This is a genomic window from Imtechella halotolerans (assembly GCF_028743515.2).
GTDB lineage: Bacteria > Bacteroidota > Bacteroidia > Flavobacteriales > Flavobacteriaceae > Imtechella > Imtechella halotolerans.
The window spans coordinates 517650-530559 of the sequence record NZ_CP117969.2 but is presented as its reverse complement, the minus strand read 5'-3'; the positions used below and the strand labels follow the sequence as shown (position 1 = coordinate 530559).

Here is a 12910-nt window from a genome sequence, read left to right as displayed (position 1 = left end):
CATATATTTTTATTTAACATAAATAAAATTTCGATCATAGCTCGTAAGTCCATTAATCAAATCTCCATCACACTTTTCGATTAGTTCCTTTTTCAAAGCTTCCACTTTTTCAGGGTATTTAGTTGACAGATCAACTTCTTCCTTATAGTCTTCAGGCAAATAATATAATTGAAAAATATTCTTCGGAGTAAAATACCTCAGTTTCCATCCGTCATTTGTGATTAATGCTGGTCCCATGAATGAAGCAAATGCAATGGAGGAATGGTATTGTGTGTTCCTAAGTTTACCTCCAACTAACGTGTTATAGTATGATACACCGTCCTTGTTTTCATGAATTTTAACTCCTAGCATTTCAGCCATGGTCGACATAAAATCATAATTAGCTACCAACTTATCGGTGGTTTGAGATTTTACTTTTTTGGGCCAATAAACAAACAAAGGTACCCTTACACCACCATTCCAATTACTCCGTTTAAGGCCTGCCTGACCTTGGTTACCATCAAAAACATCACCACCTATTTCACTGTAGAATTTGTCGGTGACATTATTATAAGGCGTATTAGTGATCATATTCATATATGGCTTTGAAACACGATCCTTGAAGGAATAATATAACTCATGCCCATTATCAGAAGAGAAAACAATCATTGTATTCTCAGCAATACCTAATTCTTCAAGTTCATTTAACAGTACACCTAAGTCGTCATCTAATCTTTTAACCATAGAGGCATATGCTTTTTCAATCTGTGTTAGGGAATCATTAAACACTAATTCAGGATGAATAGCGGGTATGGCTACTGGCCCATGAGGTAGTTGTGTTGGATGATATAAGAAAAAGGGTTGGTCCTTATTTTCACGAATAAATTGAATCATCTTTGTTAAGAACAAATCTTGTGAATAAACCGCCTTACCGTTCATATCCCATCTAGCTTTTTCTTGGTGCTCATCAGATCCCCATTCACCAGTCTTGGCAGCATCTGGATGTGTATTACCAGGTATTGAAAATCGCATTCCATTCTCGTGTAGAAACATGGGGTAAAAGCCGTGACATTGTGTATGGTCATAATAGCCATAATGATAATCCCATCCATGGTTATTCATTTGTTTGGCCGTAGTAACAAATCCATAATCCAACTTACCAACTTGTCCTGTTATATAACCTGCCTCTTTAAAAACCTGAGGCAGGTACATAATATCAGGTTCTTTGCCTATGGCAGCATTTATCTTATCCTGTATTTCTTGATCTTTAGAAGGGTCTGTAGCAGAAGCCAAATACCCTCTCCCACTAGTAAGTACATACTTATTTTTACGACAATCGTTATACCCAGATAGAAGAGTTGCTCTTGACGGGGCACAAAAGGTACTAGAATACGAATTACTAAATACCGTACCTTGATTGGCCAACTTATCAATATTAGGTGTGGTAAAATACTTTTGTCCATAATACGATAACATTCCAGGGCCCAAATCATCAGCCATGATATAAATCACGTTAGGTTTTTGAACTTTATGGGTTTTGTTTTTTTGAGCATATATCCCATAATTATTCATAAGTACACCTAGTAGTATACTATTCAATATCAGTTTTATTTTACTAGTTTTCATAGTAAGTTATTCAGGTTTTAATTATTGTAGGCGTTTAATTCTGCTAAATGAGTATAACTAAAATCTCCATGAGAGTTAAGAGTAACCAGTTTCATATATCTAAAGGATTGTACGGATGCAAGATCTACATATTGAACATTTTGTACCTGAGCTAAGGAATAGGTTCCAATACTTGTCCAATTAACTCCATCATTACTTTTAAACATTTCGAAATCTTTAATGGATCCATTCAAGCTTGACCTATTTTCAAAAGCAAATCCCTTTATTGTTGTAACTGCTCCCATATCAAGAACAAAATAATGGGGGTGATTTGGCAAGGTATTCTTCCACTGAGTGTGCCAAAAGGAGGCCACATCACCATCTAACAATCCAGATACAGGCCCATTGTCTTCCTCACTATCAACATCAATAATGGACCAAGTAGATCTATCCATTAGGTCTCTTGTATTTATTACTTCGATAGTGGGTATATTATTGATAAATTCATACTCATAGGCTCTAGTAACTCTTGAACCGTTTTCATGCAAAAAACTGAAACGTAATTGATATTTACCATTTAGATCGTAAAAATCATCTAAAGAACTCTCAAAATACAAACTATCTTGTCCAATAGGCAGGGATGTGTAGGAAAGTGCATCATAATCTTGATTGGCGGCTCCAGCAGGATGTGGATCATGCCAAATATTGATAGCTGTGACTTGACTGTTTGAAGTAAAGTTGCCAGCTACAATAATCTTATTACCTTCAAATTTTCCCTTTATATTAGTGATCTTGGTACTTGCCCCAGAATACCAATCAGATCTGGTAGAAGTTCTAAAGGTTTGAGAATTGGCAAAAATAGCGGAATGAGCAGCAGTAATAAATGTAGGAGACTTGCCATAGGAAGAGTTACCAGTCCCCATTAAAGCTGTTCCTAGTGTTGGCTTTAAGCTTTTAAGTTCTCTATTGTGAGGAGCATTAAGACCATGTCCCAACTCATGAACCAACCCTCCTATCCACTTGGTAGCTAAATTTCCCAAATTAGTATTTTGCCCTAAGTATTTTGCATCCATATGCTCATAATCTAATGCAAAACAATACCTACCATATCCATAAAATGGCACGCCTCCAGGATTTAGAGGATCGCCTGAAGTTGATGGAAGAAGAACCAGGGTATGTTCACTTTTCTTTTTATCAGGATGTTGATTAAAGTAAGCCTCCAATTCTGTTACAACCACACCTCCTCCTCCACTATAGGGATAGGCACTTTTACCTTGTTGACCTGTAATAGTAATAATGTTTAGTTTCCCTTCATTGGTAAGATCTAATCCGAATGAGGTTCTTCCGTACCCTTCTCTTTCCAGGTTGATAGCAAAAAATTCCTGAGCGTCAAACATGATTTTCTCTATCCGAGCCTCATAATCTGCCACCGGAGTCATATCATTGGGAACAAAGTAAACTACATTAAGTTTATACGGATTGTCCTTCCATTCATTTTCAACTATACCAGTATTATTACCTGGGTCAGGATCTGGATTTGAATCTGTGACAGTGTCCTTAGTACAGGAAATTACCATTAATAGAACTAAACTATATAGGGTTTTATATTTAATCATAGGTTTCGTGGTTAATTATGAACCCATTTGAAACATTTTTTTCAACTAAAAAGTCCAAATGGGTTCAACTGCTAATTATAAAATAATTTCTCAGATAACTTTTACGCAATAAATTATGGCGTTTATTCCCAAAGCGGATTCTGATCCAAATTAGGATTAAGTGTTCGTTGACCTAGTGGGATTGGATACAGATAATAATGCTCCTGCCATCCAAGACCAAGTTGTTGAACATCATCAACTCTATAGCAACGACCTGCATCATCGCCTGATTCAACCCATTTTAATGAGGTTGGGTTACCCGCTTTTGGCATACGAACACCTAAAGGTTGTTGATTTATAAAATAATCCGCCTTTTTCCATCGTCTGATATCATTAAAACCAAAACCTTCACCCATAAGTTCTACAGTTCGTTCTCTTCGAATTTCCCATAAAACAGCAGGTACAGTTTGATCTCTATTAGGATCGAATGCATCTGAAATTTCGCTAACAACCATATCAGAAACACCTGCTCGAGCACGTAATTTATTAATAGTAAGATCAGCAACCTCTTGCGTGAATTTTCCAAGTTCAAACATGGCTTCAGCATAATTTAACATCACCTCTTCAATATGAAAAATTGGAGAATCCGTTGTAGAAAAAGTGGCCCCTCCAGTTACATTGGTTTCTACATTATAAAACATATTCATATAGTAACCACAGTAATTTGACATAGGAGCAAGTGAACTGGCTGAGCCTTTTATATGTGGCATCCTATCTATAGTAAATGGTTGCCATGTCAACAAAGGAAATGGTCTATTTCCTGTAGGATCTAGATTATTCATTAAATCAATATACTCCCTATCTTGTGGATTATCAGTAAATTCCCAATCCACATTATTCCCATTAATTCGCTTCACCTTGTAAGGAGGAAATACTCGATACAACAATCGTAAATCTCTGTTTCTAAATTCATCATTCATAGTAGCATCACCATCATATACACTGCTAGTTGAGATAGGTTTTCCATCACTACATAGGTATCTTTCAATCGTTCTAGCGTGCATTTCAACGGTTTGTCCTCCCCCTCTTTCATGACGAGAAAATGGTTGCATAATTACATTTGTTGCATATTCTTTATAAAGGATAATTCCAGGATAACTGCCTAAATCCTCTGTGGACCAACGATGCTGAAAATTAGCAGCAATAGTGGGATAGGCATCTATTAAAAGTTTGGATGTTCTCTCAGCTTCTAGAAGATAAAGTTCCGATTGTGGAAGTCCATGATAGTTTCTCCAAGTCCCCTCTCGTAAACCAAATCGAGAAATAAGAGCTCTGACTGCAGCCTGGTTTATTGTATTTTTACCATCCCCAGTAACTTTAATATGTTCTTCAGCAAATTTCAAATCTCTAAGAATATTTGAAGCCACTAGGTCTCTACTATCTCTTTCTCCATAAATAATATCCGTTTGATCTTCAGTTACTACATGCTCTATCCATGGCACACCTCCAAATCGACTCAACAATTCCATATAATGATAAGACCTAAAAAACAACCCAACTGAACGCCAATGATTTTTTTCAATCTCGGTCATCTGAGAATTCTCGATATTATCTAACATCACATTTACAGTTCGTATATATGAATAATCCCATCCTCCTGGATTATTTTGCACACTTACTAACTGCCATGCCCATTGATTCCTACCATTAGGCTGATAAAGATAATTCGCTTCTATATCTCCTGCATAGGTTGAACCAAAATCACTTATTCGTTGTAAATGACTACCAGCTGAAAACACATTATATAACGACCATGCATATGTTTTAAAATTCTCGTAGGAAATAAAGGCCGTTTTATCAGTATATTGATCTTTAGGAAGTTCTTCTAAGAAATCATCATTACAACTTGATATACTCAATATAGTAGTTGCTATTAGAAGCAAATTGATGAATAAGTTCCTTATATTTTTTATAGTGTATTTTTTCATTTTTTTTGCTTTTTAGAATTTAACATTAAACCCAATAGAAGATGTCGAATAGTTAGGGTAACTCCAGCCAGTAGACTCAGGGTCTACTCCGTGAACTAAATTTGAAAATGTTAGAAGATTTTCCCCACTATAAAATATATTAAACTCATCTAAACCAAATTTTTCAAGGATTTTACTTGCTAGCTTATAACTTAAGGTTACATTTTTTAATCGTAAATAGGAGGCGTCTTGTAAAAATCTTGTTTGCACACGTTGGTTTACATAATGTGCATCTTGACCATTTGCATATATACGACCGTAATATGCGTCGGTGTTTTCTGGGGTCCAATAATTAAGTTGATGACTTAAAATCGTAGAAAAAGTATTGGAATGTGGGAACATAACTTCCCCTCCTACCCATAAATTTCTTTTTCCTACTCCTTGTAAAAGAAAAGAGAAACCTACATTTTTATAAGTTAAGGCCCCATTAATTCCATAGTTATATCTAGGTGTACTATTACCTATTATTTTTCTATCACCAGGATTATTCAGTGTGTTTTCCCCAAAGTCAATTATATTTTCAGAGGTTTCAGAATCTCTTAGGTTTTTATACTTTATATCTCCTTCATGAGAAATTACTCCATTAATTCTTACAACTCCTTCTTTAAGAGTACCATTGGGATTAAAATCATCTGCTGAATAGAATCCATCAGTTTCGTACCCCCAGATTTCACCTATTTCCATGCCTTTGTAGAAGTTAATTAAACCTCCACTTGGTCCAATACTCAAGGCATCATTTTCATTTACAAATTTTGTAATTACAGCCTTAGAATCACTTATAACAAAACCCAAATTATAGGTCCAATCCTTAATAACATCTTTCCAACCCAAGGTAAGTTCCCATCCAGTGGTATTCAAATCCGCAGCATTTTGTAAGGGAGCAGGTGCTCCAGCCACTGCTGGAAAATCGAATCCTGGTGCTAACATGCCGGTTGTCTTTCTAGAGAAAATTTCAAATGATCCTGACAAACGATTACTTAAGACCCCGAAATCTACTCCTCCATTTAAGCTTTCTACTTTTTCCCAAGTATAGTTTGATCTTACTAATCCAGGACTAGATAGTGTAGTGGGTTGCTGGCCATTGTAAATCCAGTTTCCATTATAGGGATCCATAGTAGCTAAAAAGCCATAATTCCCAATGTTTTGATTACCCAAAGTTCCAAATGACCCTCTTAATTTTAAGAAGGATAACGAATTGGAAAGCGGTTCAAAAAAGGATTCTTTAGAAACTACCCAACCTACTGAAACAGAAGGAAAAAAACCTCCTCTGTATCCCTTAGGAAACTTAGAACTTAAGTCGTACCTCCCATTTAAATTTAAAAGGTATTTATCCTTATAGCTATAATTCAATCTACCAAATCCACCTCTTAAGGTAAACCTATCATATCCATCTCCTGTATCTGGAGGTGTCGTTCCTGTAGTGCCTCCTAAAAATGGTTGTTCATTACTAATTTGATTATAGGATCTTGACCAATGCATTTCATAGTCGCGGTCCTCTTGATTAAATCCAATAACTGCCTCAAAATTATGAACATCTGAAATGGATACATTATAATTTGAATAGAGGTTAATTGTCTTGTAGCTTCTCAGCTCATTGGCTAAATAAAATGTATTTTTTGGATCCGATGGATTTAAGGCATCTTGCAATCCTTGATGAAGTACAAAATAATTATTGTACCTTCTGTTCTTTAAATGATTCTGCTGAAATGTATAATCAAAAGATACTTGTAAATTAGGTAATGGCTTTAGTGTCGTATGAGAAAATAGTCTAATATTATTATTTATCCATGTTTGCTTATTTCCATATCGGATTGCATTTTCAGGGGTTTGTACTGGGTACTCTTCACCTTGATATGGAAGGGTTCCTTCTGGATGGTAGGAGGGGTAATTTGTTAAGAACAAACCAAATATCCCAGTATTAGGATAGGAACGCTCATCTGTAGCATACTTAATATCTAATGAAGTTGACAACCAATCCGTAATATCTGAATTGATATAAGAAGACACATTAGTTCTTTTATAGGCATCTTTATCAGATATTAAGACACCATCTTCTTTAACTTTTCCTAATGAAATTCGATAGTTACTTTTCTCTGAACCTCCAACAATGGAGATATCTTGAATTATTTTGATGCCACCAAAATTATCGAACATGTCACCTACAACATCTGTTTCTTTTAAAAAGTATTTAGTACCATTTACTTCTGTCCATCCCAAAGGATATTGAGTGGGGTCTGTTTTATATTCATTTAAAAGGCTTATCCATTGATCTATATTTTGTCCTGACCAATATCCATCATACCCCATATCTTTAAGAGCATTTACTGTTTGAGTAGGTGAGGCAGCTTTAAGAACATTAATAGGTTTAGAAATTGAAAAATTATTAGTGTATTTGATGGAAGGTTTTGAGTTTGCCTTTCCTTTCTTTGTGGTAATAAGAATAACCCCAAAAGAAGCACGAGCTCCATAAATTGCAGCGGCCGAAGCATCTTTTAAAACTGATATACTTTCTACATCATTTAGGTTTAGTAGACTTAAGTTTTCCATTACCGTATTGTCAACTAATACCAAGGGAGAACCTCCATTAATTGAAGTCGTACCACGTATATTAAAAGTATTTCCTCCGCCTGGGACATTGGCTGTCGATGTGGTAAACCCAGCCATAGTACCTTGTAAAGCGGTACCTAGACTTGCCACTGGTCTATTTCCTAAAACATCATCCATTTTCACCTGACTAACAGCTCCGGTAAGATCTGATTTCTTTTGAGTACCAAATCCAACCACAACTACTTCATTGAGCACTGCCGTCTCTTCCTCTAGCACAATATTTAAATCAGTAGTAGAATCTACCTCAAGTTCCTTTGAAGTGAATCCAATAAAAGAGATAACAATGGTTACTGTCTTGCGGGTTACTTTTAAAGTAAAGTTGCCATCAAAATCTGTTTGAACACCATTGAGGGTTCCCTTCTCCATAACATTTGCTCCTGTTAAGGGAATCCCCTCCTTATCAAAAACAGAACCTTTTATTTCATAGGTTTGGACATCAGCTATATTAGGCTTCTTGCTAATTACAACAATATTGTTTTCCAATAATTCCAACTTAAATCGCTTATCATAAATGAGTTTCTCTAATAGCTTATTGGCCTCAATTTTCCCCTTCTTAAGATAAATTTTAGGGGTATCCTTAAAAATATCTCTTTCATACAAAAAAGAAAAGTCTGTTTGTTCCCGTATAAGATTGAAAACATCATCAATAGTAAGATACATATCATTACTAATGACAACTTTAGTGTTTTGAGAGAAAACATTGGTAGTCGTAAAACTAAAAACCGTAGTACAAAACAAGAGAATAAATGTTTTCATTATAAACAGTAGTGGTTTCTCCCACTTAAAGGAGGAAGAGTTAGTAAGTTTAAATTTCATAAATTTGTGTTTTGATTAGTTATGTAAATAATTGATCGGTCAAAAGGGGATAAAGACAATGTACTGTGGCGGTATAGACTTTATCCTCCTTTTTTATTTAATGGTAATGGTGTTATTTTCTATTTCATATGCATTAATTAGGTTTGTTCTATTAATAATTTCTAACATTTGTTCCAGACTTAAATTCTTCTTAAGTACCCCGTTGAACATAATTTTTTCAGGTTCCTTAATTTCAAATATAACATCTATGTCATACCATCTTGACAACACGGTCATGATCTCTTTTAATGATTTACTTTTAAAACTAAACAACCCATTTTTCCATGAAATTTCAGAATAGACATCAGCTTCTACAACTTTGAGAACATTGTATTTACTACTATGAATTGATTGCTGCTTGGGTAAAAGTTCCCTTGTCTGATTTTCTACATTCAATGCAATACTACCATTAACCAAAGTGGTATACACATAGTCTTCATCTGAATAAGCTTTGATATTGAATTCAGTTCCCAAAACCTTCACTTCCTGGGAAGCGGTAAAAACACTAAACCCTTGACCATTATGTTTACTACTAGGTGAAACTTCAAAATAAGCCTCTCCATATAGTAATTCTACACTTCGAGGCTTGTCATCACCAAATGTCACAGGATACTTTAACTGTGATGCTGAATTTAACCAAACCTTAGTTCCATCAGACAATTCTACATAGAATTGCCCTCCACGAGGAATAGTTAATGTATTGTAGACTATTGCTGTCTTATTTTTATCCGAGTTTGTATACACAATCGTTTCACCATTGCTCACTGCATTTTGAGTCTTAAAATTCTTATTCTTCTCTAAAGCAATTTGAGAACCATCTTCTAAAGTTAAGGTTGCCTTATCTGTACCAGGTATGGTCTGAGAGCTTTCAACTACTGATTCCTTCATGGAATTAGGATTGAACAGCGATTCCTTGAAAACATATGTCATAGCCACCACCCCTACAAATACAGCAGCTGCGTAAAACATGAAAGTTATTCTTCTTCTTTTAATTTTAACAGCCTTTTCATCACGAGCAATTTTCAGAATATTAGATCTAATAAGTGACACTGAATCCTCATCCATGTCGGGAAAATCTTCTAGCAATTGAGAAATGGCTTCAATTGTAGGGACCTCAGAAAAATCATCAGAATGTTGGAAATAAGAAACTATTTGTTGTATTTCTTCTTCTGAACATTCTCGGTTTATGTATTTAATAAATAACTCCTTCATCTAAATTTTATCTTGTTAACTAAAATGAGTCTTACATATATAATACACTCCTAAAGCAAAAAACTACCATAGCAGTTTGCCTTTTTTTTATTTTAAGCTAACAAAACTTTAAGAAAAGGTTATTATAAAACCATCAGACCTCCAATAAAGACAAGGGGTTTAAACGATTTAAATCATTTTAAAAATAAAATGATTTAAATACATATTTTATCAATTTGGAGAGAGAACTAAAGCCAATTTTTATGAATCAGCAGTACCATTAATGCAATATCTTTATTCTTTAGCAAAAAATCACGAAGTGTTTCCAAAGCCATATTCATTTGATTCTTTACAGTGTTTTTTGAAATGCCTAACTCATTTGCAATTTCCTCATAACTTTTCCCCTCATAACGAGACATCTCAAAAATTAGACGTCTTCTTGATGGTAAAAGACCTAAGGCTTCTCTCTTTATGGAATCAATTTCTTGTTCATTAATATGTAATTCCGTATTGCTAATAAACTTTTGACTATGAAAAAAGACCTCTTCTCTAAGTTTATCAACCCTGGCGGCCTTCTTCAGAAAGGTTATGGTTTGATTTTTAGTAATTGTAAATAAAAATGATTTAAAGGAAAGTTCTGGATTCAAGGATTCTCTTTTCAACCACAGTTTTAAAAACACCTCCTGAACAATCTCCTCTGCATGTGGTTTACTCCCTACCATACTTAAACTGTATTTATAGATAATGTTATAATAGGAATCGAAAAGCTTTTGAAAGGCAGACTCACTACCTAATGCAAGTTGCTTTATTAATACTTTTTCATTATTTATTTCTATCACTCCCATTAATTTATTACTTATCTATATCAGGATGGATTGTTTTTACTGTCCGAAAATATCTAAATTCAAAAGCTTACGAAGTAGGATAATTCTGTATAAAATAAGCCTTCGTAATTAATTTGGCTCAATATGATACAATTTTATTAATTTTCAAAATTTTGAACTTGTTGATGTTACATTTAAAACATTTTAAAGTAAATAGTACGTTTTCCATGATTTTATGTAATCACATATAAACAACAGCTACTTCCTTAAATAAAAGTTAAACTTTCCAAATTCTGACAATAGAAGTAAGAATGATTTTCAAAATAAATTAGTTTTGTTTTGCTTGTTTCACTTTGTTCATAAGTATTAACATCCGACAATTATTTTAAAAATAAACACCCATTGAACCTTAACAATATGAAGTACTCATACCTTTATATATTCATTTTACTACCTTTTCTAGCTTGCCAATCAAATCATACATCGCAGGAAAAAAAACCTACCTTAGATATAACAGTGGCATCCGACAGTGTAAGCTTATTTGGAGAAGGAATTATTTCCACTGCACTGTTTGAAAGAGATCTGGCTATAAACCCAAAAGGTACTGAAATCGTCTACACCCTAGGAGACTATAAACAAAGTAGAAGATCCTTGGTTGTAATGCGCCAAGAAAACGGTGAGTGGACAGCTCCTGAGATTTTACCCTTTTCAGGTAGTAAGCACCACGATATAGAACCTTTCTATACCAATGAAGGAAATAGAATTTACTTTGCCTCTAATAGACCCATATTTAATGATAGTACTCGAAACGATTACAACATCTGGTACACTGATAAAGTGGGGGGTGAATGGGCAGAACCTATCGCTCTTGATTCCATTATAAATACCAAAGGGGATGAGTTTTTTCCTTCTTTAAGTGATAAAGGAAACTTATTCTTTACAGCAACTCGAGAAGATGGAATTGGACGAGAAGATATATTTATGAGCCAATACAAAGAAGGTCACTTTTTAGCACCAGAAGTTTTACCTGTTGAAATAAATACAGCCTATTATGAATTTAACGCCTATATAAGTCCAAAAGAAGATCTTCTCATTTTTAGTTCGTATGGCAGGAAGGATGGTCAAGGTGGTGGAGACTTATATATAAGTCGTAAAGACGAACATGGGAACTGGGGAGAATCAAAAAATATGGGGACCCTTATCAATTCTGAAAAACTGGATTTTTGTCCATTTATTGATTGGGAAAATCGCATTTTTTACTTTTCAAGCGAAAGAACTGTACTCAATACCCAAGCGTTAAAAACAGTCTCTGATATAAAACAACTTGCCCATAACCCACTTAATGGATTTAGTAATATTTACAAAATAAGTTTAGACGTTTTAGACAACTATTAGGAACAAGAAAAAAATATAGTTGCTTTACATCTTACATTCAAATATTCCCTAAACCTACCCAAATCTACACTATTAAAATGAGTAAGAGTCTCTTAATAATAGTACTATTTATGACAGCTATTTCATTTGGTCAAAGTGTCAAAATAGATACTTTTAGAGTTAAGGAAAGTAGCCGATTTAAAGAAATTCAATCAGGAAAGATGAATTTTCCCATTATTCGAACCAACAATAAAGAAGTAGATGCTATTATAAATGCAGATATAAAAAATCGGTTTACAGGGAACGAATTTAGTGATGAAACGCTCGAATCAACATTTGAAAAATGGGCTGATGACCGCATAATCTACATAGATTTTAATGTGACCTACAATCAAAATGGGTTGATCTCCTTTAGCGTTACTGCCGAAGGATGTGGTGCCTATTGTACAAGTTGGACGGAATATTTTACCTATAGTGCTACCACAGGAAAGTGGTTACTCATCTCAGACATCATTGAGATGTCTGAGTCTATTACAAAGAAGGTGGAAAAGGACAAGGATAATTTGTACATTCAACAAAAAAAGGAGCTAAAAGAGATGCTAGAGGATCCTACATCAGGTCTTAATGAAGAAACCTATAAGTGGGCTCTTGAGTACTATCAGGAGTGTCAAGCAGCCTTTAATTTAGATTCATTTTTTATCCATTCCAACGGCCTCAGCCTAGTCCAAGATTGCTACCTGCCAAATGCCATTAAAAATCTAACACCCCTTATCTATCTTACTTACTCTATTGAAGAAATAGAAAAGTACACATCCTTTAAATACATCATTCCATAGCCGCTGTATTAAAACAA

General features: G+C 34.4%; 8 protein-coding genes. 2 read left to right on the top strand and 6 right to left on the bottom strand.

Translation table 11 applies throughout. The features are described from left to right. Window positions 1–9 precede the first annotated feature (9 nt). The 6 genes from PT603_RS02310 to PT603_RS02285 form a co-directional block, all read right to left on the bottom strand. Window positions 10–1605 (bottom strand): arylsulfatase, encoded by a 1596-nt coding sequence (locus PT603_RS02310; protein ID WP_008239102.1) that lies wholly within the window; start codon window positions 1603–1605, stop codon window positions 10–12. 17 nt (window positions 1606–1622) lie between these two features. Further along, a complete protein-coding gene (locus PT603_RS02305; RefSeq protein WP_008239101.1) occupies window positions 1623–3200 on the bottom strand; it encodes a discoidin domain-containing protein in 1578 nt (525 codons plus the stop codon). 122 nt (window positions 3201–3322) lie between these two features. Beyond that, entirely contained in the window at window positions 3323–5167 is a 1845-nt protein-coding gene (locus tag PT603_RS02300) for a RagB/SusD family nutrient uptake outer membrane protein (RefSeq protein ID WP_008239100.1), read from the bottom strand. 12 nt (window positions 5168–5179) lie between these two features. After that, window positions 5180–8629, bottom strand: a complete 3450-nt coding sequence (locus PT603_RS02295; RefSeq protein WP_008239092.1) for a SusC/RagA family TonB-linked outer membrane protein — start codon at window positions 8627–8629, stop codon at window positions 5180–5182. 93 nt (window positions 8630–8722) lie between these two features. Then, window positions 8723–9880 (bottom strand): FecR family protein, encoded by a 1158-nt coding sequence (locus PT603_RS02290; protein ID WP_008239091.1) that lies wholly within the window; start codon window positions 9878–9880, stop codon window positions 8723–8725. A 227-nt stretch (window positions 9881–10107) separates the two neighbouring features. Further along, window positions 10108–10704 (bottom strand): RNA polymerase sigma factor, encoded by a 597-nt coding sequence (locus PT603_RS02285; protein WP_008239090.1) that lies wholly within the window; start codon window positions 10702–10704, stop codon window positions 10108–10110. Window positions 10705–11100: 396 nt separating this feature from the next. Here PT603_RS02285 and PT603_RS02280 point away from each other — a divergent pair, with 396 nt between their 5' ends. Then, window positions 11101–12078, top strand: coding sequence for a TolB family protein (locus PT603_RS02280; RefSeq protein ID WP_008239089.1), 978 nt, complete (start codon window positions 11101–11103; stop codon window positions 12076–12078). Window positions 12079–12155: 77 nt separating this feature from the next. Next, on the top strand, window positions 12156–12893 hold the full coding sequence (locus PT603_RS02275; RefSeq protein ID WP_155805604.1) for a polysaccharide deacetylase family protein: 738 nt from the start codon (window positions 12156–12158) through the stop codon (window positions 12891–12893). Window positions 12894–12910 lie beyond the last annotated feature (17 nt).